General features: G+C 69.5%; 22 protein-coding genes. 5 read left to right on the forward strand and 17 right to left on the reverse strand.

Features of this window, described 5'->3' with window-relative positions; all coding sequences use genetic code 11:
- The 4 genes from QHF83_RS15320 to QHF83_RS15335 all read right to left on the reverse strand — a co-directional run bounded on the left by QHF83_RS15320 (window position 1) and on the right by QHF83_RS15335 (window position 2915).
- Window positions 1-414: a hypothetical protein gene (locus QHF83_RS15320; RefSeq protein WP_282418570.1), complete on the reverse strand. Its 414-nt coding sequence runs from the start codon at window positions 412-414 to the stop codon at window positions 1-3.
- A gap of 150 nt (window positions 415-564) precedes the next feature.
- Complete coding sequence (locus tag QHF83_RS15325; RefSeq protein WP_282418571.1) at window positions 565-1110, reverse strand: hypothetical protein; 546 nt, start codon at window positions 1108-1110, stop codon at window positions 565-567.
- Window positions 1111-1854 (reverse strand): 3'-5' exonuclease, encoded by a 744-nt coding sequence (locus QHF83_RS15330; protein ID WP_282418572.1) that lies wholly within the window; start codon window positions 1852-1854, stop codon window positions 1111-1113.
- Window positions 1851-2915: a thioredoxin domain-containing protein gene (locus QHF83_RS15335; protein WP_282418573.1), complete on the reverse strand. Its 1065-nt coding sequence runs from the start codon at window positions 2913-2915 to the stop codon at window positions 1851-1853. Before QHF83_RS15335 ends, QHF83_RS15330 begins: the two co-directional genes overlap by 4 nt.
- A 129-nt stretch (window positions 2916-3044) precedes the next feature.
- Here QHF83_RS15335 and QHF83_RS15340 point away from each other — a divergent pair, with 129 nt between their 5' ends.
- Window positions 3045-3788 carry a response regulator gene (locus tag QHF83_RS15340; protein WP_282418574.1) on the forward strand — a complete coding sequence of 248 codons (744 nt, stop codon included), beginning with the start codon at window positions 3045-3047 and terminating at the stop codon, window positions 3786-3788.
- Here the strand turns inward: QHF83_RS15340 and QHF83_RS15345 are convergent.
- The 4 genes from QHF83_RS15345 to QHF83_RS15360 all read right to left on the reverse strand — a co-directional run bounded on the left by QHF83_RS15345 (window position 3751) and on the right by QHF83_RS15360 (window position 10127).
- Window positions 3751-4935: a metallophosphoesterase gene (locus QHF83_RS15345; protein ID WP_282418575.1), complete on the reverse strand. Its 1185-nt coding sequence runs from the start codon at window positions 4933-4935 to the stop codon at window positions 3751-3753. The genes QHF83_RS15340 and QHF83_RS15345 overlap by 38 nt on opposite strands.
- A gap of 57 nt (window positions 4936-4992) precedes the next feature.
- Window positions 4993-5868: a hypothetical protein gene (locus QHF83_RS15350; protein WP_282418576.1), complete on the reverse strand. Its 876-nt coding sequence runs from the start codon at window positions 5866-5868 to the stop codon at window positions 4993-4995.
- Between the two features lie 277 nt (window positions 5869-6145).
- The gene (locus QHF83_RS15355; RefSeq protein ID WP_282418577.1) at window positions 6146-8215 is read right to left on the reverse strand and encodes a hypothetical protein; all 2070 of its coding nucleotides are present in this window, start codon (window positions 8213-8215) and stop codon (window positions 6146-6148) included.
- A 46-nt stretch (window positions 8216-8261) separates the two neighbouring features.
- Window positions 8262-10127 carry a SpoIVB peptidase S55 domain-containing protein gene (locus QHF83_RS15360; protein ID WP_282418578.1) on the reverse strand — a complete coding sequence of 622 codons (1866 nt, stop codon included), beginning with the start codon at window positions 10125-10127 and terminating at the stop codon, window positions 8262-8264.
- A 233-nt stretch (window positions 10128-10360) separates the two neighbouring features.
- Between QHF83_RS15360 and QHF83_RS15365 the strand changes: the two genes are divergently transcribed.
- Complete coding sequence (locus tag QHF83_RS15365) at window positions 10361-10612, forward strand: hypothetical protein (RefSeq protein WP_282418579.1); 252 nt, start codon at window positions 10361-10363, stop codon at window positions 10610-10612.
- A 3-nt stretch (window positions 10613-10615) separates the two neighbouring features.
- On the opposite strand, the gene QHF83_RS15370 is transcribed toward QHF83_RS15365, so the two are convergent.
- Both QHF83_RS15370 and QHF83_RS15375 read right to left on the reverse strand, forming a co-directional pair.
- Window positions 10616-11416 (reverse strand): hypothetical protein, encoded by an 801-nt coding sequence (locus QHF83_RS15370; RefSeq protein ID WP_282418580.1) that lies wholly within the window; start codon window positions 11414-11416, stop codon window positions 10616-10618.
- Between the two features lie 161 nt (window positions 11417-11577).
- Window positions 11578-12456 (reverse strand): Uma2 family endonuclease, encoded by an 879-nt coding sequence (locus tag QHF83_RS15375; RefSeq protein WP_282418581.1) that lies wholly within the window; start codon window positions 12454-12456, stop codon window positions 11578-11580.
- Between the two features lie 111 nt (window positions 12457-12567).
- Between QHF83_RS15375 and QHF83_RS15380 the strand changes: the two genes are divergently transcribed.
- Together QHF83_RS15380 and QHF83_RS15385 are read left to right on the forward strand one after the other, a co-directional pair.
- Window positions 12568-13896 (forward strand): serine/threonine-protein kinase, encoded by a 1329-nt coding sequence (locus QHF83_RS15380; protein ID WP_282418582.1) that lies wholly within the window; start codon window positions 12568-12570, stop codon window positions 13894-13896.
- A 15-nt stretch (window positions 13897-13911) separates the two neighbouring features.
- Window positions 13912-16200, forward strand: coding sequence for a DUF2169 domain-containing protein (locus QHF83_RS15385; RefSeq protein ID WP_282418583.1), 2289 nt, complete (start codon window positions 13912-13914; stop codon window positions 16198-16200).
- 16 nt (window positions 16201-16216) lie between these two features.
- On the opposite strand, the gene QHF83_RS15390 is transcribed toward QHF83_RS15385, so the two are convergent.
- The 7 genes from QHF83_RS15390 to QHF83_RS15420 form a co-directional block, all read right to left on the reverse strand.
- Window positions 16217-16387 carry a hypothetical protein gene (locus tag QHF83_RS15390; protein ID WP_282418584.1) on the reverse strand — a complete coding sequence of 57 codons (171 nt, stop codon included), beginning with the start codon at window positions 16385-16387 and terminating at the stop codon, window positions 16217-16219.
- Entirely contained in the window at window positions 16369-17217 is an 849-nt protein-coding gene (locus tag QHF83_RS15395) for a hypothetical protein (protein ID WP_282418585.1), read from the reverse strand. Before QHF83_RS15395 ends, QHF83_RS15390 begins: the two co-directional genes overlap by 19 nt.
- A gap of 185 nt (window positions 17218-17402) precedes the next feature.
- A complete protein-coding gene (locus tag QHF83_RS15400; RefSeq protein WP_282418586.1) occupies window positions 17403-17777 on the reverse strand; it encodes a hypothetical protein in 375 nt (124 codons plus the stop codon).
- Window positions 17778-17781: 4 nt separating this feature from the next.
- On the reverse strand, window positions 17782-18624 hold the full coding sequence (locus QHF83_RS15405; protein ID WP_282418587.1) for a DUF4123 domain-containing protein: 843 nt from the start codon (window positions 18622-18624) through the stop codon (window positions 17782-17784).
- A complete protein-coding gene (locus QHF83_RS15410) occupies window positions 18621-18989 on the reverse strand; it encodes a PAAR domain-containing protein (RefSeq protein ID WP_136928789.1) in 369 nt (122 codons plus the stop codon). Before QHF83_RS15410 ends, QHF83_RS15405 begins: the two co-directional genes overlap by 4 nt.
- 3 nt (window positions 18990-18992) lie before the next feature.
- Window positions 18993-21068, reverse strand: coding sequence for a type VI secretion system tip protein TssI/VgrG (gene tssI / locus QHF83_RS15415; protein ID WP_282418588.1), 2076 nt, complete (start codon window positions 21066-21068; stop codon window positions 18993-18995).
- A 21-nt stretch (window positions 21069-21089) separates the two neighbouring features.
- Window positions 21090-21977 carry a hypothetical protein gene (locus QHF83_RS15420; protein WP_282418589.1) on the reverse strand — a complete coding sequence of 296 codons (888 nt, stop codon included), beginning with the start codon at window positions 21975-21977 and terminating at the stop codon, window positions 21090-21092.
- 81 nt (window positions 21978-22058) lie between these two features.
- Between QHF83_RS15420 and QHF83_RS15425 the strand changes: the two genes are divergently transcribed.
- Complete coding sequence (locus tag QHF83_RS15425) at window positions 22059-23246, forward strand: hypothetical protein (protein ID WP_282418590.1); 1188 nt, start codon at window positions 22059-22061, stop codon at window positions 23244-23246.
- Window positions 23247-23250: the final 4 nt, after the last annotated feature.

Genomic DNA, 23250 nt, shown 5'->3' on the forward strand with positions numbered 1-23250 from the left:
TCAGGCCTTCGGCATCGGCGGCGTCGGCACGAAGAACCCTTCGAATTCGTCCCAGCCTTCACGCGGGCCGGGGAAGCCGAGCACGGCGAGCGTGCGGCGCGCCGGCTCCACGACCGCGGGCGGCAATTCCTCCTCGATGGGAGCGCCGCCGGGCAGCGCGTCGCAGATCTCCTCGACGAGCGTCGCCGCCTCGACCACGCGGCGGACGTCCCCCGAGACCGAGCCGCTGCGCGCCCGGATGCCCTCCGCCGTGCGCACGAACGCGCGGAGCGTCTCCGTCGCCGACGCGAGCGACTCCGGGCTCGCCGAGCGGACGGAGGCGAACACGCGGGGCGCTGCGAACAGAAAGAGGAGGTTCATGCACTGGGACATCGCATGCGCGACCTCGGCCGCGCGGGTGGCGCTCGCATTCATGGAGGGGCATGGTACCACGGACTTTCCGGGTCGGAAAAGCCCTTCCCCGCGTACAGCACGGCCACGACGTGGGAGGACCGCGGCTCCGTCCCCAATGGAGAATGACCGTACGATCACTCTGCCGGCGAGGAAAAAACGCGTTTGGCCGGGTTAAACGTCACGGTCCGGAGCCGGCTTTTCGGCCGGATGACGGCGCGCATACCCGAGGCGCGCGCCGAGAAAGCCGAAGATCGCGCCGAGCCCGCCGAGCAAGACGAGGAGAAGCGCCCAGGTCGTGGCGCCGGGACCCGGCGCGGGCGTCGCCGCCGCGAGCGCCCAGGCGAGGGCGGCCGCGACGAACCCGCCCACCGCGCCTTCCTTCGGCCCCGCCTTGCCGCCGAACCGACCCACGAGGAATCCGCCCGCGAGCGAGGCGATCAAAAACCCCGCGAGCTGCAAGCCGATGAACGCGAGCTGCGCGGAGAGCGGCACCGCCGTTTTGGCGTCCGCGGGCGCGGGGACGCCGAGCTCGGCCCGATCGACGATCCGCGCGCCGAGCTTCGCCGCGATCGCCGCGAGCGGCAGCCAGACGAGGAACGTCGCGACCGCGCCAATCCCGGACCAGTGCCACGGCGGCCGATCCTCGGCGTCCGGCTCGTCCGGCGGCGGGCCCGCTTGCACGAGCGGGAGGCGTCGCTTCTTGTCGGGTGTGCTCACCTAGCTCGGCCTGCGCCAGCGCGCGCGGGCCTCGTCCTGGATGCGGAGGAGCCGGCGTTGCTCCTGGATCAAGCTGCCGTAGGCGCGCGGGACGCGCGAATCCTTGGCGAGCGCGTAGAGCACGCGCAGCGCCGCCTCGGCGTCGTCGGTGGCGCGGTGCGCGTTGACGAGATCGATACCGAGCAGCGCGGCCATGTCGCCGAGCGCGCGGCTGCCCTCGTGCTTGTAGAGCTCGCGCGCGAACGTGAGCGGATCGATCCAGTCGACCTCGCGGCGCATCGCGGGCGGCGGGTTTTCGGGACGAACCGAGGCGCGCTCGAGCTCGGCGAGGAGGAAGCCGCGGTCGAAGACGGCGTTGTAGGCGGCGGGGATCGCGCCCCCGAGCGTCGCGAGGAACTCGCCGGCGATCTCGGAGAACGCGGGCTTTCCGGCGACGTCCTCGTCGCGGATGCCGTGCACCGCGGTGGACTCGGCGGGGATCGGGCGGCCGGGGTTCACGAGCCAGCTGTGGCGCGCGACCACGTCGCCGCGGATGCCGATGACGACGGCGACCTCGACGAGCCGATCCTGCTGGGCGTTGCGGCCCGTGGTCTCGACGTCGAGGAAGGCGATGGGGTGATCGATCCACGGCGCGCTCGCGTCGAGCTCGGAGGCGACGCCGACGGCGCGCACCTTGAGCAGGTGCGCGATGCCGGGGTAGTGCCTCCCGGTCGGGAAGCAGCCGCAGGGATCGGCGACCTTCATTTCTTCGCGGGGCCCGCCGAGGGAGCCGCCGAACCGGCCGCGGGCACGGCCGAACCGGCCGCGGGCACCGCGGAGCCGGCTGCGGGGATCGCCGAGCCAGCCGCGGGCGCCGCCGAACTGGCCGCGGGCACGGCCGAACCTTCGGGCTTCGCGGGGGCCGGCGCGGGCTTGATGCCCGCGAGCTCGAGGTCGAGCTTGATCCACTCCTCGAGGTCTCCGTAGAGGTCGGTGAGTTTGCCGAGCTCGACCTCGCGGCCGTTGATGAAGACCGTGGGCGTGCCGTCGAGGCCCACGCCGTCGGCTTGCTTCTTGTCCTTCTCGATGCGGCCGATCGTGTCGTCCGAGCCCATGTCCGCGCGGAACTTCGCGACGTCGAGCTCGAGCTTCTTCGCGTACCGCTCGAGGTCCGACTGCTCCAGGCGATCCTGGTTGTCGAACAGGAGATGGTGCATCTCCCAGAACTTGCCTTGCTTGAAGGCTGCGTTCGCCGCGCGTGCCGAGATCTCGCCGTGGGGATGGATGGAGAGCGGGTAGTACTTGTAGACGGCGCGCACCTGACCCGGGAACCGCTTCACGAGGTCGTCGACCACCGGGTAAAACGCGCGGCACGCGGGGCACTCGAAGTCGGCCCACTCGACGATCGTCACGGGTGCGTCGGGCGGACCGAGCTCGGGCGAGCCGTCGGTCACCAGCGTCCGGACCTTCTTGGGATCGAAGCGAGCCGTGTACGCTTCCTCGCGCTCTTGCTTGCTGCGCCCGGCTTGCACCTGTTTGAGCAGAAACTGCGCCGCGGGAAAACACGCCTTGCAGGGCCGGTTTTCCTGGATGCACTGGGTGATCGGGACCGGCGTCTCGGCGCAAGGGGCGAGTAACGTCGAGACCTGCGCCGTCCACTCGCGCCGCTCCCGCGGCGTGAGCTGACCGAGCTCGATTCCCGGGATGCTCGGATCGGGCGCCGCGGAGGGGGCGGGCTTCGATTCGCTCCGGTCGGACGAACCATGACAGGCGCCGCCGCTCCCGAGGAGGGCCAAGAAGAGAGGCGACCATCGCAGTAGGGACATCGCGGCGCGAGCTTAGTCGGACCCTTCGCGGGGCGCTAGCCCCGGAGCCCCGTCGCGCGACCGGGGTTTGGGGCGTCGCTCGGTTTGCCGAGCGTAGCCCCGTCGCTCGACTGGGTGTAGCGTGTGCGCGTGCGGAGCATCTGCTATCGGTTTCCCGACCCTCGGCAGTTCGAGCAGATGATCGGTTCGGCCGGGGATTCCGAGCTCGAGCTCGGGCTTCCTTCCGGCGAATCGGTGGAAGACGGCGAGTGGGTGCTCGCCATCTTCGACGTCGGTCCGGAGAGACGGGCCACGTCCGCGGCGGCGCGCGCCTCGATCGGCCCCGAGGGTCCTCTCCTCGCGTTCGAACCTCGCGACTGGCGCAGGCTCGCGGACTTCGCGGCGATCGAGGCGTTCCATCGCCCCTCGTCGCGGCCGCCGGCGCGCGCCTCGCAGCCCGAGATCGAGCTGCCCCCGAGCTTGTCGCGCTCGTGGCCGCCGCGCGCCGGTGAAGGCGCGCAGATCCTCGTCGTCGACGACGACCCCGACATCCGCGACGTCGTGAGCGCGATGCTCGAAGCCGTGGGCCTCGTCGTCACGACGCGCACGAGCGCGGAGGAAGCGCTGGAGACCGTGCAGCGCGAGCACTTCGATCTGCTCGTGCTCGACTGGAACCTGCCGAAGATGACGGGCATCGAGCTCTGTCGGATGATCCGGCGCGACCTCAACATCGCGCTGCCCGTGCTGTTCTTGACGGCGAACGCGTCGAGCCAGGACATGGTCGAGGCGTTCGCGAGCGGCGCCGACGACTATGTCGTCAAGCCCTTCCGCGCGCCCGAGCTCGGCGCGCGCATCTTCAGCTTGCTGCGCCGGACCGTAGCTCGAGGAGCGTGATCTCCGCGGGCGCGCCCACGCGCATCGGCGGGCCCCAGTAGCCCGTCCCGCGGCTCACGTAGATCTGCGTCTCGCCGAGACGATCGAGCCCCGCGACGAACGGCTGCTGCAGCCGCACGAACATCGTCGCGGGGAAGATCTGCCCGCCGTGCGTGTGGCCGCTGATCTGCAGGCCCACGCCGTGCGCGGCGGCCTCGAAGATCTGGCGCGGCTGGTGCGCGAGCAGGACGAGCTCGCGGTTCGGATCACGGCCCGCCACGACATTCGCCATGTTCGGGCCGTGCCCCTTCACGTACGAGCCGCCGGTCCAGTCGTCGACGCCCGCGAGGTCGAAGCTCGCCGCGCCCTCGCCGATCGACACGCGCTCGTTGCGCAGCACGCGCACGCCGATGCGGCCGAGCTCCTCGATCCACGCCTCGGCGCCCGAGTAGTACTCGTGGTTCCCCGTGACGAAGTAGACGCCGTGCTTCGTGCGCAGATCCCCGAGCGGCGCGACGTGCTCGCGCAGCGCCTCGACCGAGCCGTCGACGAGGTCGCCCGTGATGACGACGACGTCGGGATCGAGCGCGTTCACGCGGCCGACGATCTCCGCGAGCCATGCGCGCCCGATCGTCGGGCCCACGTGCACGTCCGTGAGCTGCACGATGCGCGTGCCAGAGAGCTCCTTCGGCAACCTGCCAAGCGCCACGTTCACCTTGCGCACCGCGACCTCGCCGAGCGCCTCCGCCGCGCCCGAGCCCGCGAGGCCGAACGTGACCACGCCGGCCGAACCGGCGATCGTGCGGGAGAGGAACTTGCGCCGCGCGTCGTCGAGCGGGCGCGAGGCGAGCTTCGAGAGCGCGTGCACCGCGGCGCGCATCGGCTCGCTGACGAGTAGCGTCGAGACGAGCAGCGCCGCCACGCCCATCCACGTGTACACGACGAACGAGACGAGCGCGCCCGCCGAGCGCGGCAGGAGGCGCATGACCAGCATCGACACGGGCAGCGCGACGCCGAGCGCGACGAGCACGCGCTTGCCCCAGGTCTGCACGCGCTGATGCAACGCCGGCGCGCGCAGCAGCCGGTGCCAGAGGTAGAAGTGGATCGCGAAGACGAGCAGGGCGAAGACAGCGAGAAAGATCGCGTACTGGAGGACGGAGCGCTGCACGGGCGGAAGAATGCCACGCGCGGACGCGCGGCGCTCCGTCCGGGCCGCTCGATCACACTACTTCACACAGACGCCGATCCCGTCGGGGAAGCTGTTCGCCCCGCCCTGGCAGAACATGCCATCGGGGCAGTCGTTGCCGCCCGTGTGGCAGAGCGCGAGGCACTTCTTGAAGGCGGCCACGCAGAGGAAACCCGCAGCGCACGGGCACGGGCCGTCGAGCCCGCTCGCGCCGGGCGCCACGCAGCTCGTCGTGCCGTCCTCGCGCACGAGCGTGCACGTGAGACCCTCGGGGCACGACGTGTCGTCGAGCAGCGTGCACTCCGTCGCGGGGATGCACACGGGGATGATGAACGGCGTGTCGTTCGCCGTGTCGTCGGCCATCGGCGCGGGCGCGCAGTACGTGTTCTCGGGACAAGCCTCGACCGCGCCGCAGCAGTAAGGCCTGCACGAGCCCACGCTCGACCCGGTGAGCGCGCAGCCGAGCCCCGGCGCGCAGTCGCTCGCGCGCGTGCACGGGTCGCCGGTGTGGAACGTACCCGGCGTCAAACACTGGGCCGACGGGCCGTTCGCGGTCGGCACGATCTGACACGCGACCTGCGGCGTGCCGTCGGGGTTCATCGCGACGCCGCACCCGAGCGCGCTCTCGCTCGACATGCACCCGTTGCCGCACAGGTGCGTGTACGACGTGTTGCCGTCGGGCGGCGGGTTCGGCGGGGGAAAATCGATGCCCGTGGTCCCGCCGGCGCCGTCGGTCGTGGTCGGCCCCGTCGCTTCGCTGCCGGCCGAGGACCCGGGATCTTCGCCATCGAACGTCGTCGAACGCTCGTAGGTCGAGGCGTTGATCTGGATGTTGCACGCGACGCCGAGGACAGACGCGGCCGCGAGCGAGGAAAGCACGAAAAAGGAGTGGAGGAAGCGCTTCGTAGAGGCCATGGCAAGAAGGGGTGCGAGCGCGGGAAGGAGAGCTCGAGTTTATCACCACGCCTCATTCACGTCCCGTGCCGCAGGTCGCTCGCGCAAGGGAACGACGCGTCGGGATCCACCTCCGTCGAGAGATGCGGCGCGAACGGCGCGGCGGGTCCTCTGGATGCGTGGAGCCTCGAGCGCCAAGGCATGACGCCCGTGTCGCGGAGCGAGGTCGAGGCACATCGACCGCGCACCCTCCCCGCTCCCGTGGAAGGAGCAGGGAGAGCGTCAGGAAATCGTCGGACTACTTCGCCTCGACGTCGCGCGTGACCACGTTGCCGGCGCTGTCGTAGACGCGGACGGCCACGATGTGCGCCCCGGGCGGCACGATCGAGGCGATGTCGACGTCGAAGGCCTCGGAGGGCTCGTCGAGCACGCCGTCGCTCGGGAAGAGCGGGCGCCACTCGTCGGAGCCGGCGATCGAGACCTCGATGCGGGCGATCGGGCCGAGGCCGTCGACGACCTCGCCCTTCAGCTTGCGGCCCTGCATCGCGAGCGCCTTGTAGACGGGAGGCGTGTTGTCGACGAGGACCGTGGCCGACTCGAGCGAGTGCTTCTGCACGCGGTCGGGCGGGTTCGAAAGCTCGTCCGTCGCCTCGACGAGGATGCGGTACGGCCCCTCGGGCAGGCCCGTCGTGTCCCAGTCGAGCTCGGGCCGCGTGAGCTTTTCGCCCGGCTTCTGCACGCTGCGCCAGGTGTTCTGACCTTCGAGCCGGTACGAGACGCGGTAACGCAGGTCGTCCTGATCGGGGTTGTCGACGCGCCACGAGAGCTTGACCGAGCTCGACGGCCGCGGCGACTCGCCGCCCGAGGAGACGATGCCCATCTTGCCGCTCTTGCTGCCGCTGTTCTTCGCCGTCGCGTCGATCGAGGTGATCACCGCGCGCGCGTTGTCGGTGACGAAGTAGAGCGTGACCTCGCGCAGCACCGCCTTCGGGTCGCGGCTCCATCGCGCGCGGATCTGCACGTAACGGCCCGGCGGGCTCTGCACGTCCCCGGGCGCGCCGAGGCCCGCCGACCACGCGCTCCACGTCGCGTCGGGCGTCTCGGTGTTGCCGCTTCGCGTGGAGAGCTCGAGCTGGCCCTCCGAGCGCCACGCGAGACGACCGAACGTCGCGCGCAGGCCCGCGTCGAGCACCTTGCTCGTCCACACCGCGTCGGCGCCGCCCGTGCCCTTGATCTCGCGGAACACCACGGGGTCGGTCGTCGCGAGGAAGCGCTGCTTGCCGCTCACCACGACCGCGCCGATCTGACGCTCGTCCGTGTCGGCGACGAGGCTCGCGACGTGCGCCTCGTCGACCGTGTAGAGCCGCCCTTCGGCGCCCGTGCCCACGTACGGCGCGCCCGCGTCGTCGATCGCGAGCGAGACGTAGTGCGCCTCGTTGTCCGTGAGGAGTTGCTCGGCGATGCCGTCCTTGCCGAAGCGGTAGAGCATGCCCTTGCCGGGCTTCGAAGGCCGCGTCGACTGCGGGCCGGCTGGGCCCGTGCGGTTGCGCTTCGGCGGCGCGAAGCTCTCGCCCATCTTGTTCGCCACCACGAACATCGAGCCGTTCTTGCCGAACGCGATCGCCTTCACCTCGTCGGCGTCGAAGTCGTACGCGACCGTCGCGCGGCCCGGGCCCGTGATCTTGTAGAGCAAGCCCTTGCCGTTCGAGCCCGCGTAGACCGTGCCGTCGTCGGCGACCGCAAGCGAGACGATGTGCGCCTCGTCGCTGTCGAAATGCACCTGCGACTTGCCCGCTTGATCGACGCGGAAGACCTTCCCCTCGGGCCCCGTCGCCGCGTAGAGCGACTTCGACTTCGCGTCGAACGCGAGCGCCCAGACGTCCTCCGCGCCCGGCAGATCGCCGAACGCCGCCGCGGGGCCGCCGTTGCCGCCGCCTGCAGGCAAACGATAGAGCTTGCCGTCGGGGAACGTCCCCGCGATGACATCGCCGTTCCACGCGACGACCATCGAGCTCACGGCCATTGCGCCCGTCGTCGCGACGAGCGTGGCCTTGCCGCCCGAGACTTTGAAGATCTTGCCGTCACTGCCGGTGCCGAGCAGCACCGAGCCGTCGGGCAGCACGACCGAGCTCCACACGCTGCTCGCGTCCTGCACGGGGAGCGATCCGAGCGTGAGGCCTGCGCGCACGTTGCCATTCGAGTCGACGCTGACGCCGGTCAGATCGCCGCCCTTGAGCTCGTCGATCGTGTCGAGCTGGAAGGTGCGGGTGCCGACGGCGGAGGCCGTCTTCGCGGGAACGACGGCGGCAGCGAGGACGAGCGCGCCGATGCCGAGGCGCGCGAGCTTTCCGGGGGAGAGGGATGTCATGCGTGGGGCTTTCTTCGGACGGGGAGGAATCGTTCTTTTGGGGGGATCAGCGCAGGACGTTGCGAACCTTCACGCGCACGGTGTCGCGACCGACCAGGAACTGCTTGAGCGGCACGGCAGACTGCACTTGCGCGACGAAGGTCTCGGGCGTGTCGGAGTCGACGCTCGAGCGGAGCGTGTCGATCGCGCCGGCGGGCAGGCGCGAGGCGATCTTGCCCTTGTAGGCTGCGCCGTTCTCGCGCAGCCGGAACGAGGCCACGATGCTCTCCGGATCGAAGGTCTGGTTCGGCAGGTTCGCCACGAGCTGCGCCACGTTCTCGGGCGAGGGCAGCGGGCGCTCGACCTCGTAGCCGGGCGCGAGTTCGATCTCGACCTCGCGGCCCGCGAGCTCCGTGGGCACGTCGACCTCGATGATCTTCGTCTCGGTCTTGCCCTGGAAGCGCTGCAATTCGAGCTGGATGTGCACCTTCGCGCCCGCGTCGATCTCGGGCTCGAGGATCTTCGCGCCGCGCAAGGTCACGACCTCGCGCTCGTAGGAGACCTTGACCTCGGTGTCGATGCCTTCGATCGAGATCGGCTCCCAGGGGTTGTTCAGGAGCGAGCCGATCGCGCGCACGAGCCGGCCGCGCACGAAGTCCTCGGCGCCCGGGGGATTGCCGCTGCCGGCGCCGAAGTCCGTGAGCGTGATCGTGCCCCAGCGGCCGATCTTCAGCTTGCTCGTGGCGCGGTAGGTGAGGTCGTTGCGCTCGGCGGCCGAGGTCTCGAACGCGTTGCCGATCGCCATCGCGACGAACGTGGGCGAGAGGAACTGATCCTGCGCGACCTCGAGGTTCCACGTCGGGTGCGGGACGCCGCCGGGCGCGCTGATCGTGACCTTCATCGGGAAGATGGGCGCCTTGACGGACGAGTCGACGACGATCGCGGCCTGTCGATCATTCACGAGCGCGCCGACCGAGCGCACGGCCTCGCCAATCTTGAAACTCCGGTTCTGGCTCGCCATGATCCAGTGCACGCGCGCGACGGCCGTGGGCAGGGCCTCGACGCCGCCGCCGAGCATGGGGTGACCGAAGGCGACGAGCTTGTCGCCGCTCACGCGCGTGACGGTGCCGAGGCCCATCGCGGAGATGTCGCCGCGGATCATCTCGACGCCGATCGCGCCGCCGTCGACGAACTTCGTGGGCGCGTCGGGCGGCGGCTTCGTCGACGTCCCGCCGCCGGCCTGGAGCGGCTCCATACCCATCGGGCCGAGCAGGTTCTGCGCGATCTTGAGCGACGTCCCCGAGAGCCCGCCGAGCATGATGGGCGTCGAGGCGCGGGCGAGCGCGCTGCCCTCGGGCGGCGCGAGGAGGCTCGCCGCGCGGGAGGCGAGCTGCGTCGCGTGTCCTTGGAGGTCATAACTTTCGGGCGCGCCGTGGAACAACCGGGCGTGCTTGTCGCGCTTGACGCGGCCGTCGTCGTCGACCGAGGGCAGGGGGCCCTTGCCGGGGATGGGCATGATCGCCTTCGGCATGGGGCGCGCGAGCTCGTCGAGCATCGATTTGATGGGCGTGACGCCGGCGATGGGCTCGACGCCGAAGAGCCAGCCGTAGGCATAGGCGCCGATCATCTTGCCGTTCAGATAGATGGGGCTCCCGCTCATGCCGCCGACGGTGCGGGCGACGTCGAGGCGCGGGTGGTTCGGCGTCTTGATCAGGATGAGATCCTGGTTGGGCCGGAAATTCTTGAGGGTGGAGATGACCTCCACGTCGAAGCGCTCGGGGTTCGTCCCGGAGAACACGGTGAGGCCGTAGCCCTTCATGCCGGGTTTGACCTCGGAGAGGGGCAACGTATCGGGCGGGTCCGTGACGGCCTCGGCGACGCCCACGCCCACGAGGGCGCTCGTGATCACACCGAGGGCGAGGCCCGCGGGCACGACGCGAGATCCGGGGAGGCGGTCGAGGAATGAAGATCGAGGAGAGGCGGGGTGAACTGCGTCGCGGACGGGGATGGAGCTTCTCGGCACGCGCAGAGCTTAGCGTGAAAATGCTGCGGGGACAGAGCCGCGAGCGTGGATCGATCGTGGCAATCGCGCCGGGTTCGTGGGAAAGGGCGCCTCGGGTCCGCGAAGTCGAGGCGAGTCGCCTCCGCCCGCGCTACGCTCGCCGCGTGTCCGGCAAGGACGTTGCCGTCGTCGCCCTCCTCATTCTGGGGTTCGCCTCGTTCGTGACCACGCACGTGTGGCTCGCGGGGAGGCTGATTCTCCGCGGCTCGTCACGCCTGCGCGGCGCGCTCGCGCTCTTCGTGCCGCCGCTCGCGCCGATCTGGGGATATCGGCAAGGTTTCCGAAAAGGCGCCGTGTTGTGGGTGGCCGCGCTCGTCACGTACGTGGCGGCGCGGGTCGTCGCGCAGTTTGCGTGAAGCTCAGCGGTCCTTGAATTCGGGCGCTTGCTTCACCTTGTTCGCCCAGGCGAGCTTCGGGGCGGCTTCGGTGATCCATCGGCTGCGGACCTTGGCGGCGAGCTCCGGGTGCTCGGTGGCGACGACGGCGAAGCCATGGACGAGGCACGTGCCCGGGAAGGATTGGTAAGCGGCGAGGCCACCGATGTAGTCGTCGCGGTGGAGGAGGTTGTCGATGCGGCCCTCGATGAGCTCGATGACCATGGGCCGAACCTCGGCGCCGACGACTTGGTTCATGCGGATGCGCTGCCGGCCGCCGATCCGTACGCCGTTCGCCTCGGCCAAGGGCATGGCTTCGTCGAAGGTCTTGGCGAGGCAGGCTTCGGGGTCGTTCGGCCCCTCGATCGGCGTGTAGAGGACGGTGCCAGCGGCGTAGTACGCATCGCCGTAACGAAAAGAGGCGCGTGTCGGGCGGCCGAAGATGCGGAGGCCGCGCCAGTTTTTCTTGTCGGCGAGGGGGACGAGGATCGTATTCGCGTTGTCCGATTTGTTGACCCAGGGCTCGGTGGCGAGGCGCATGAGCGCGGCGAACGTGGGATCGTCGGCGTCGCCCCCGGGGTTCTTCGGGGTGACGGACTCGGGGCTCGGGGGGCGGGGGGGTGCGCTGGGTGCGCCGGAGGCGCTCGGGGCATCGGGCGTGCTGGGTGCATCCTGCGTCTGCGTGTTCGTCTGCGAGACGCATCCCTCGGCAGCGAGCAGAAGTGCAAGGAGAGGAAGCAAACGCGGCAGCGACATGGCGAGCCCCTCGGGGTGAACGAGCTTCAAGGCTAGCAGGTAGACGAAGGTCGCGCGGAGAGCACGCAGGGGGGCGCGCGGGATCATGGGAGGTTGCGCGCGGCGTCAGGAATGTCGCGGGCGTGGTCGAAGATGTCGCGGGCGTGGTCAGGGGACCTTGCAGACGAGATGAGGCGACCTCGCGGACGCGCTCATGACTTGCCACCACGCAGCCGATCGAGCTCCGCCTGCAGCGCAGCCGCTCGCCGTTCGGCTTCGTCGGCCCGCTTGCGCTCCTCCTCGGCCCGCTTGCGTTCCTCCTTGGCCCGCTTGCGTTCCTCCTTGGCCCGCTTGCGCTCCTCCTCGACCTGCCGCCGGGCCTCTTCCAGCGCGCGCTCGTCCTCCTCGCGTCGATGCACGAGGCCGTCCACCATCGATTCGAGCTGGCCGATGATCTCTTCCGATTCCAGCAGCGGCGTGCCTCCGACCACGAACCGCAGGCGACCCTCCACGAGCATCAATTCGAGCCCCAGCAGCGCGGACGCGTAACGCCCCCCTTGCGGCACGATGGGCTGATAGACGCGCGCCCCCGAGGACGGGAGCCGGTGCCCGCGCAAGCTCAGCCGGCCACGGTCGAAGATGAAATACTCCGGAATGCCCAGCTCGGCGTAGAGCGCGACGTTGCGCTCGTGATCCTTGCGCTTGTCGCCTTCGACGTGCACTTCGAGCACGAAGTCGAGCCCCTTGCCTTCGTCGGCGACGACCCACTTGCTCCGCGGATGCGGGTCGACGTCGAGGACGGCCAGGACGTCGGGCACGACGCGCGGGCGGCCGGGGTAATAGGTCGCGAGCTCCGACGAGAGGTAAACCCTGCGCCCGGTGCGGCGGAAGAAGCGGCCGAGCGCGTCGAGCGTGCGCTCCTTGGCCTCGCGGTGCGGGTCGCCCTCGGGCGCCATGACGTCGATGGGGACCTCGGACGGGAGCATGGAGACGACGCGCCGCCGATCCTCGTCCGACATGGACGCCCAGATCTCCTCGGAAGGAGCGCGCGGGTCCTCGGGGTCCACGGTGAACGCGAGCGGCTGCGCCATGGGGAAAACGTAGCATGTCGGGTCTCGCCCATCGCCGGCGCGCGCCGCGCGCCGCGGGTGCGTCGCAGGAGGCGGGTGTGTTAGCGTCGCAAGAGCGAGTTTTCCGCCCGCATGAGCACCGAAAGCGCTTCCAAGAGCCCCGTCGGCGTCTCGGCCGAGCCGAAGGTGCCCGCGCTGGGGGACGTCGTCGCGGGCAAGTACCGCGTCGAGCGCGTGATCGGGAAAGGCGGCATGGGGCTCGTGGTCGAGGCCCAGCACACGACGCTGCCTCAGCGCGTCGCCATCAAGATCCTCCTGCCCGAAGCGGCCAAGCAGGGCGATGCCGTGGAGCGATTTCTCCGCGAGGCCCGCGCCGTCGTGTCGATCCAGAGCGAGCACGTCGCGCGCGTGATGGACCTCGGCACGCTCGAGTCCGGCTTGCCGTACATGGTGATGGAGCTGCTCACCGGCGCCGATCTGCAAGAGATCGTGCGGCAGCGCGGGCCCTTGCCCGTCGCGCAGGCGATCGACGCGGTGCTGCAAGCGTCGGAGGCCATCGCCGAGGCGCACGTGCTCGGCATCATTCATCGCGACCTCAAGCCCGCGAACATCTTCGTCGCCACGCGGCCCGATGGATCGCCGCTCGTGAAGGTGCTCGATTTTGGCCTCGCCAAGGCGGCGAGGGCCGACGCGCTTTACACGAGCCTGACCGCGGCCAACGTGATCATCGGCTCGCCGTTTTACATGTCACCCGAGCAAATCCGCGGGCTCAAAGGGCTCGACGCGCGCACCGACATCTGGGCCCTCGGCGTCATCCTGTACCAGATCCTCACGGGCAAGCGGCCCTTCGAGGCCGAGGCGACGCACGCGCTGTTCCTGATGATCGGCGGTGATCCGCCCGCCCCGCCGCGCTGGCACAGGTCCGAGATCCCCGCGGGGCTCGAAGCCGTCGTGCTGCAATGCCTCGAAAAAAAGCCGAACGATCGCCCGCAGTCGGTCGCCGATCTCGCGCGGCTCCTGCTCCCGTTCGCCTCCGAGGAGGGGCGCATTTCGGTGGAGCGCATTCATCGCCTGCAAGGCGTCGCGCCGCCGCCGCGCCCGCCCTCGATCGTCGAGGGGACCGAAAAGGGCGCGGCCCTGGAGCAGGCCGCGTGGCAAGCCTTCGGCGAGGTCTCGATGTCGGACAACGCGACGACGTTGCGACAACCGGCCAAAGCGCCTCCACCCGAGGTGCCCGCCGCGCCGCCCGCCCCCGCGCACGCGCTCGCAGCACCCGCGGCGCTCGCCGAGGAGCCGAACGCGCGAAACGGCGCGACGGTGGTGATTCCGAAGCCCGCGCCGATGCCTCCCGCTCCCATCGTCGAGGCGCCGAAGTCGAGCTCGCGTGGGCTCGTCGGCGTCGTCGTGGCCGTGGTCGCCCTCGTCGTGATCGCTGCGGTGCTCGCCCTGCGCGCGTGGTGATACCGTCGGCGGGCCATGGACGTCGTCGCTCAAGGCCCGCTCCCCGTCGCCTCGCTCCTTTGGCAATCGCGCCCCGGCACGTGGGCGCTCACGGTGATCTGCAAAGCGACGTTCCTGCTCGTGCCCACCGAGGCGCAGCTCGCGCCCGAGCAGGATCCGATCGTCGAGCAGGACGAGCACTGGGACGACGACGAGACGCGCAGCCTGCGCGCCGCGAGCGACATGGCCCCGCTCAAGCAACGCGCCGACGTCGTGCTCGTGGGCATGGCCTTCGCGCCCGAGGCGCGCCCCGCGCGCTCGTTCGTGGCGCGGATGATCGTGGGCGACGTCGACAAATCGATCGAGGTGTTCTGCGACAGGGCCTTCACCCTCGACGGCGCGCTGCAAGAGGGGCCGCGCATCACGCGAATGTCCTTGCGTTACGAGCGCGCCGGCGGAGGGCCGGACACCTGGAACCCCGCGGGCATGCGGCCCGATGCGCGCGATCGGCAAGGCCGCGTCGCCGTCCCCAATTTGCAGCCGCTCGACAAGGTGGTGCGTGGGCCGGGGGATCTGCTCACGCCGGTAGGTTTTGGTCCGATCGCGGCGCGCTGGCCCTCGCGGCAGCAGAAGCTCGGTCGCAACGCAGGCCGGTGGAGCCCCGCGGATCTCGCGCGCGCGCCCGCGCCGGAGGACGTGGAGCTCGCGTACTGGCAGGTCGCGCCGCCCGATCAGCAGGTCGACGCTCTGCGCAGCAACGAGCGCATCGTGCTCGACAACCTCCACCCGAAACACGCGCACCTCGTGACGAGCCTGCCAGGGCTCGAGCCGAAGGCCGTGCTGTCGGGTCGTGAAGGGGGGCCGCGCGGGATCCCGATGCGCGCCGATACGCTGGTGATCGATACGGAGCGCGCGGTCTGCATGGTGACGTGGCGGGCGCAGATTCCGCTGCGCGGCGAGAAGGAAGAGGGGCGCGTGGTGGTCACGCTCGACGCTCCAGGGAAAGCGTCCGATGCGCCCGAGGAGAGGAGCCGGACGACGGTGTTCGTCCGTGAGGAGCACGCGCCGCCCGCGGCCACGTTGCCATTCAAGGCGGCCTCGCCGGACGCGGTCGTCACGTTCGCGTCGCCGCCGCCGTCGCGCGCGCCGCTCGATCGGCCTCCCTTGGAGCGGACGCTGGCAATCGAGCACGACGAGCTTCTCTCCCCCGCCGCGGCGTTGCCCTTCGCCGCATCGCCGCCGGAGGCGAACGAGAGCGCTGCTGCTCCGGCGATGAAGCCGCCTGCGTTGATCTTCGAGACGCCCGCGCCCTCCCCGGCCTCCGCGCCGAGCCCGTGGGCGAGCGGCGTGCCGCAGACGCCCGCGCCGGACGCGCCGGGGACCGCGCCGCACGCGCGGGCGTCGGAGCCGATCGTTGCTGCTCGAAAGACCATCGGCGAGGTCGTGGTCGAGGGTGCGTCGCCGACGTCGCCCGCGCCGTCGGCCGCCGCGGCGCCGGGCTTCGCGGTCGCGCCGTCGGCGAACGGGGGCATGTCGCCGAGCGATGCGCTGCTGCTCGTGTGGCTCGATCGCAAGACCATGCCGCGCGTCGTGCGCAAGCGCGCGTGGCAGGAGATCCTCGACGAGCGGGAGGAGGAGCCGATCGATCCGGAGTTCGACGATCCGGCCCTCTTCAAGGACCCGGCCGAGATGGAGGACCGCGCAGAGGCGCACGCGATCCTCGGTCGTGCTGCGGCCGTGAGCTTCGAGGGGCTGCTCGACGCGGCGATGCGGGCGGCGAAAAAGGCCCATGCGATTCCGCCCCTCGAGGTCTGCGAGGGCGAGCTCTCGCTGCCGTTTGATCCCATCGAGGCCTTGAAGACGACGGCGGCGACGGCGAGGCCGTTCGCGGCGGGAAAGGAGGCGCTCTCCGCAGCCATCCAGGAAGCCGAAGGGTTCATCGGCTCGCCGGGCTATCAGAATGCGCCGGGCCTCGCGGAGCGCTTCACCCGGAACATCCGCGAGGCGTATGCGTTGGGCGCGCACGGGCTCGGGGGGGACGACCTCGACGTGCTCGTCGCGCGCGCGCTCTGCGAGGGCCGGCATTACCAGCGGCGCCGGGTCCTCGGCGGAAACCACCTGCGCGCGCTCCTGCGTGCGCCGGGCGAGCGGCACCCGCTGGTGGTCTATTTGCCGGCCGTCATCGCGGACGATCTGCCGCTCTTCGGGCAATTCCCGGCGCGGATCCTCGGCGAGGTGCATTTCGCGGTCGACCCCGAGGAGAAGCTCCCGATCGCGCTGCGGGCCGTGGCCCTCGGGCGGGTCGTGCGGATGCCCGAGCGTTGACGGGCGGCGGGGCCGTTCACGGGCTGTTCGGAGGCGTGCTGAGCAGGTCCGTGGCGGAGAGGTCGCCTTCGCCGGCGTTTGCTTGGGTGACCCTGGTCAGCGAATCCAGGAACGCGAGCACGATCGAGGTGAGCTGGATGCCGTGACGCGCATCTCGGGATTGCCGGCTCAGAACTCCGTCGCCCACTGGGTGCAGTGTGCGCAGCGCTCCTTGTAGTTGAGATCGAAGTCCGTGGCGTAGGTCTTGATCTGCTCCAGGCGCTTTCCGCGCAGCAAGAGCTGAACTGCCGCGTCGACCTCTGCGCAGACGTAGACTTCCCAGTCCTCGACCTTCTGGATGCCAGCGAGCGTCGCGCGCAGCGGTTCGAGCACCTTGGCATGAACCTCCGCGGCTTTCGTGCAGCGGATAATCCCGTCCTTGTCCCGATAGAAGGCCTGAAAGGGGGAGTGGTTTCCCACGGAGCTGGTCCCGAACGCCATCGTCGGTTCCGTGCCTTCCACGACGACGACCGCCGTGCAGAGCGTGGGTTTTTCGTTGGGTTTTTCGTTGACGACGGACTTCAGTTTTTCGTTGATGGACTTCAGCACATCGGGATTGCTGAAGTGGCGCCTGTGAGCCTTCGCGAGCGCCGCCTTTTCTTGCTTGTGCTTCTGAGCGAGCCTCTCCCGTTCCTTCTTCTTGGCCGCGTCCTGCTCCTTCTTCCACTCGAGGCCCTTCGCCATTTTCTGCTGGTTTTCCAGCTTCTGCTCGTTCCGCTTGTTCTGCTCGTTCTGCTTGTTGTTCTCGGCGTCGACGAATTGCTTGAGCGGGACGATCGCGCTCTTCCCCCAGGTCCGCCAAAACGCGGTCCACTTCGACGAAACATCCGGGTCGGGCGCCTTCTTTATCCTTTCCAGGGCTAGATAAAGCTCCGCGATGTCGTCGGTGTCGGTCAAGATTTTTTGCTGGAAGTTGACGGCCTCTTGCACCATCTTATCGAGCTTGCCCGCGTACTCCCTGATCTCCTCGGGGGACATTATCTTCTTCGCGGGTGCGCTCGACGACGGCTCGGCGACCTTGCCCGCGGCACATGCGACGCTCGCGCTGGGCGGCGTCGAGGGGAGCGCGACAGAGGCAGCGTCGATCATGCTCGTCGCCGCCGTCGAGGTCGTCGACGTGGTGGTCGACGTGGTGGTCGTGGTGGTCCGGGGATCGGGGGGCATCATCGCGTCGTCACCTCCGGGCCCGAAGCCTCGCGCCATTCCTCCTCGGTGAGCCTGTCGCGGAGCGCGGCGATTCGCTCGTCCGGCGGGATCGTCTCGTCCGTCAGAATGGCGCGCACGGCCGGGTGCTCGTGAAACCTCGGCCCCACGACGATCGAGAGCCCCACGAACGCGCCGAGCGACGATTGCCACGTGAGCCCAAACGCCCGGCCCTGCGCCACGCCCGCGCGGATGGCCGCGCGGAGGTGCGCGTCGTCGAGGCGATGAATCTCGGGTTCGGGACGCTGGCGGAGGAAGACGAAAATGCGCTCGACGAGCGCGTCCTCCACCAGCGGTTCGAAGGCCTTTCGTTGCCCCCGGCGCAACGTCAGCATCGCCTCATCCCTCCCGGGCGAATCGCAGCACCTCGCCCGTGGTGCCCTCGACGAGAAACGATTCGATCTCCGTGCCGGCTATCTCGCTTTTTTGCCGCGGCGTACATGCCGGCCAGAACAGCCGAAGGACGCGCGGGTCATAAAAGCGGAAATACATCCGCTTGCCCGTCTCCTCGTCCTGCACCATGAGCGATCGGCGCAGCCTTTGGCGGACCTCCTTGAAGGGCCGCGCGCTCGTCAGATACACGCCCCAGCTCTCGCCCCACGCGTCCTCCACGAGCACGGGGAGCAGCGGCGAACCCGACTGGAGTTGCACGAGGTACGGCGCCACCTCGGCGAGGGCCTCGCCTTTCTGGCCTTCGTAGAGCGAGCGAAATTCCTCGTCGCATGCGGCGAGCAAGGCGCGGACGCGCCGATCCCGGGCCGCATCCAGAATCGCGAAGAGACGCTTCTCCCGCGACAGCACCACGAGCGCCTCCCGGCGCGCCGAAAGCAGTTCCGGCGAAGGCGACGGCGCGGGCGGCGCCGGCGGTAGCTCCGACCGGAGATCCTCGCTGCGGATGCGGAACAGAAACCGCGTCCCGCCCGCGCCGATCCACGCGCCGTTCTTCAGCTCGGCCTCGTCCACGTGCTTGCCATCGAGCTCCGTCCCTTGCCGGCTCCGGTCGCGCAGGCGGCACGTGGCGCCGTCCCATTCGAGCTCGAAATGCGCCAGGGCCATCTTCTCGTCGTGCGCCAGGATCAGATCCGCCCGCCCGCCGCGCCCCACGCAAAATGGCTGCCCCACCGGGAGCCGCACCCGCTCCCCCGACGATCGCCCCGTGACGATGTGAAGAACGGCTTTCATGGCTCCCCGCTCGGCCCGGCGAGCGAGCTCGGCTCGCATTCCTCGCAGAAGGGCAAACCCAGCGCCGCGGCCAGGAGCAGCACCTGGATCTGCGGCGTCGTGCCGATGTTCACCGTGGCAAATCCGGTGCTGATCACCGCGCCGTCCACGGCCACATCGTCGACGCGCGCGGCCGGCATTCCGCCGATGAACACCGTCTCGCAACCCTTGGCGATCTCGCTCGGCACCTCCTGGCAAAGGATCTCGTCCTCGACCCGCGCGGCCGGCTGAAAGCCGATGATCACCGTCGGGCACCCTTCCGTGATGATGCCCGCGCCGTGGACCTCGCACGTCAGCTCGTCGTCGATACGGGCAGCGAGGGGCATGGCCTAGCTCCCACCTTGGCCGGACGTACCGCCGGTGCCCGTGCTCGAATTCCCCGCCGGCGCGCCGGGCGGCCTGTCGCGGGGCTCGGCCTCCATCGCGTCCTCGGGCGCGTCGGGGGAGGCGCCCTTGCCGAAGGCCGGAAAACCGCCGCTGTTGATGTTGACGAGGAGCCCCACGATATCGATGCCCATCGGGTGGAAATCGATGAAGCCTGCCGGTCCCTTGATGGTCAGCCGCAGCCCGGCTTCGAGCACGAGCGTCATGCCCGCCTTGAGGTGAATCTCCTGGCCCGCGTCGAGCGCGTAATCGGTCCCCACCTTCTCCTGCTTGCCCATCTTCACGGTCAGCGAGACCCCGCCGTCGACCTGGCTGCGCTGGTCGAGCAACACGTGCAAATGGTCCGCCGATTCGATGAGCTGCTTGCGCACGCCCTTCACCACGAGGTCCGACGCGCCGTCCACCGTCTCCATCTTGTCGTGCTGCGTGCGGAGCACCTCGTCGTTCTTGACGAGCTTGTGCAAATCTCGCTCGGCCTGCACGTAGACGCGCTCCGATCCGGCCTTGTCGTCGAATTTGATCTCGTTGTAGCCGCCCGTGGCCGGAGAGGATTGGCTCTTCCACGTGCTCACGGTCATGTCGTCCGGGAGCTTGTAGGGCACCTGCTCGATCGCATTGTAGACGCGGCCCGTCACGACCGGCCGATCCGGATCGCCGTCGAGGAACGTGACGAGCACCTCCTGGCCGACGCGCGGAATCGTGATCATCCCGTACGCCGTGCCGGCCCAGCCCTGGCTCACGCGCATCCAGCACGAGGTCCGGTCGTCGTAGTTGCCCTCGCGATCCCAGGGGAATTGCACGCGCACGCGGCCGAACTCGTCGGTATGGATCTCCTTGCCCGGCGGGCCCACCACGGTCGCGCTCTGCACGCCGAAGACCCGCGGGCGCGGCGTCTTGATCGGCGGGCGGTAGGGCGCGGCGGGGTCGGCGAAGACCGCGGCGCCGGTCATGGTCCATTCGTCGCCCGGCGTGCCTTCCACGGAGAACGACGAAACGAGCAATCGCTGGCTCGGCCCGAGCGACGGGTGCAAATGGTCCTCGATCGTGAAGACCGCGCCCGGGAAAAGATCGAGGGTGTTCGTGTTGAACGTGACCCGGCGTTTGTCGGCGCGGAGCGATTGCAGGCGGCGCGTGGCGAGGTCGGTCCCGTATTTGGGGTCGTGCCGGGCGATGGCCTGATCGTCCGCCACCGGCGTGCCCCCGCCGCCCATCGTGCCCTCCACGAGGAACGCGCCCGGGTTGTAGGTGTATTGCTCGTATTTGCTCTCGGGGCCCGTCGCCGGAGGGGCGGCGCTCCCGAGGAGCGGGAAGGAGGGATTGCGGAAATCATGGTCGCGCATGACGTGCGCGCCCGGCCGGACCTCGTGGCCGAGGCGGACGAGCGAGAGAAACTCGCGCTGCGCGGCCTGGTTCGGGTTGTCGACGAAAAGAATGGGCGGGCGCGGCGCCGCCGCGTGCAGCTTGTCGCCGAACGTGAGCACGGAGCCCGCGCCGCCCCGGTCCGAAAACCAGAACGTGATGCCAGCCTCTTCGAGCAGGCGGCAGAGGAAGGTATAATCGCTCTCGCCGTACTGGACCTTGAATTCGAGCTTCGGGTAGAGCCCTCGATCGATCTGCCAGGTCGGCTCGACGCCCCACTCGCGGAGCAGCACGTCGGCGATGTCGGGAAGGGAGAGGTGCTGGAAGATGCGGTGGTTCGTGCGCTGGGTGAGCAGCCACAGGTCGGGCACGATGTGCAGGTAATAGGTCGAGAGCCCGGTCTCCTCGGTCTGCGCCTGGGATTGCTCGATGTAGCTGCAGACGCCTTTCCAGGTGCGCGCGCCCTGGTCTTTCACGTAGGTCCAGCCGGCCACGATGTGGAGCGAGGCGGGCTTGCCGACGATCGCCTCGAGGTCGAGGTCGGGCCGCTGCGCCCGCGCCACGACGGACACGTGGAAGAGCTCGGAGAGAGCCTCCTGCACGGAGAAATTGTGCACGGAGAGCTTCGCTCCGCCCGATAACGTGAGTTCGAGGATCGGCATACGTGTCCCTCTTCGGTCCGCTCAGGGGAGCGGCTTCGGTTCTTCGTTGCGGGAGAGGACCGCGCGATCGGGGTAGACCCGCGAGACGCGCAAGGTGCGGTTCGCGCACTGGAAGAGCGGGCCGCCGGGGCCGCGGCGATAAAAGACGCGGACGTTCTCCTGCAGGTAGAACGACCAGAGGCCGGCCTCGTCGCGCAGGCCGAACACGCAGCCGAATCCGGTGCAATCGACGAGGTCGAAGGCCCTGCCCGCCCGCGCCTCCTCGTCCGTGACCTTCTGGATGTATTCCTTCACGAGCGGCGGCACGTACGGCTGCCCGAGCAGCTCGCCGCCCATGTAATGGTGCTTGTTGACCTCGACGTAGCTCTCGCGCGCGAAGGTCCGCGGGCGGCTCCTGGCGAAGAGCGCGCGCCAGTGCGTGCCGGCGCTGCCCTGCCAGCTCGCAGCATGGGCGCCCGAATGAAAGACCTCCGGTCGCCGCCGGTCGCCGCGAATGAAGACCGAGCAGCCCGTGAGCTCGGCGGTGAAGAAGACGGGCGGATTGACGTTCGCGCCCCTGTCGTCGAGGACCTCGCCGTCGGGGATGTGCATCGTGACCTGCCCGCCGCCGGGGTTCCAGGGCAAGTACCAGGTGAGAAAGCTGTCGGCGGGGCGCGGCGTCCCGGGCTCGTAACGTTCGAGGACGAGCTCGTAGGCGAGGTTTCGGTCGACCGTGGGATTGTTCGTCTTGACGAGCTTGGCCGCGTGAAGGCGGCGGCTGCGCCGGATCTTGTGGCGCTGCTCGTCCGGCATGCGCTCGGCGTTCTCGTCATTCAGCGTGAGGAGGGCGTTCGCCACGATGGGCCGCGTCCTCGTGAATTCGAGGGCCCCGTGTTCGAGAAACTTCTGCGTGCCGGTGGCGCTGGGCATGGAACGCTCGCTCCGGGGGAGAAGCAAACCGGATCTCCTCGGCGCTGGCAAGCACGTTCGCGGGCGTTGTAAGATCCGCGCATGAATGGATCGCTGCTTCGTGCCGCTTCGATGGGCCTCACGGCCCTGCTCGTGTCGAGCTGCGTCGACGATGGTTACGACGAGTATGCGCCGAAGCCCCCGCCGAACCTCGCGTGCGCCTCGATTCCGTGCGGAGGCAGCGGGGAGGCGTGCGAGCCGTTCCTCATCGAGCCGAACGTCGTCATGGGGTCGCTGACCTCGGACGCCGAGTCCATCGTCGTCCGGCAATATGCGACGCCCGGCTCGGTTCGCCGCCTGCCGAAGCCCGGATGCTCGGCGCCGCTCCTGGACGTCGGGGGCCTGCGGGTCGAATGGGCCGTGGTCTCGCACGATTTCATCGCCTGGACCCAGCGCGGCAACGAGTCGACCTGCCTCGGGTCGAATCTCTCCTGGTGCGACCCGAGGAACTGCGATCCCGACGTGATCCCCGTGCTCGGCGAGCAACCGGAGTTCGAGAAGCTCGCCGGGATCACCCTCGGAGGCGAATACCTCTATTACATGCTCACGGACGGGCTCGTGGGCCGGGTGGCGAAGGGATCGACCTCGTACGAGGCGCTCTGGATCGACCCGGAATACAAGGAGGGAACGGCGGCCTCGCTGCTCTACGACATCCGCTACAGCGACGGCCGGCTCTATTTCACGCGCTTCGCGCTGGGCGACGACGTGCCGAACTCGTGCGACGACGGCGAGCAGGCCTTGACCGGCGCGGTGTACTCGATCGATCCGTCGGTGGGCGTGGGCGTGGAGGAGAAGGCGCTCGCGAAGGGCGTCAATTTCGCGTCGAGCCTCGACGTCTCGGATGAATACGTGTTTTTCTTCGCGCAGAACAACGCGCTTTTGAACCGCGTCCCGAAGGCCGGCGGGGCGGTGGAGTCGTTCGTGCCGGCGAGCGGCGAGCTCATCTTCTCGAATGCGGCGACGGACTTCTCGCTCGCGGTCCTGCCGCCGATCGAGGTGAATGGCGATTGGGTTTATTTCGGCGCCTCGACGTTCGACGGTGGCAAGGCGATCGCGCGGCTGCCGGTGGGCGGCCCGAACTGGGGGACCCAGGCGGCCGAGATCGTGGCGCGGCCGACCGGGCCGTTCCATTTCACCGTCGACGACGAGGCGCTTTACTGGATCGAGTGCGAGACGAACACGGCGTGCGAGAACGGGCGGCTCCAGGCGCTCGTCCTGTCGCCGCCGTGAGCGG

The sequence above is a fragment of the Polyangium sp. 15x6 genome, assembly GCF_029960785.1.
In the GTDB taxonomy this organism is placed as follows: Bacteria; Myxococcota_A; Polyangia; order Polyangiales; family Polyangiaceae; genus Polyangium.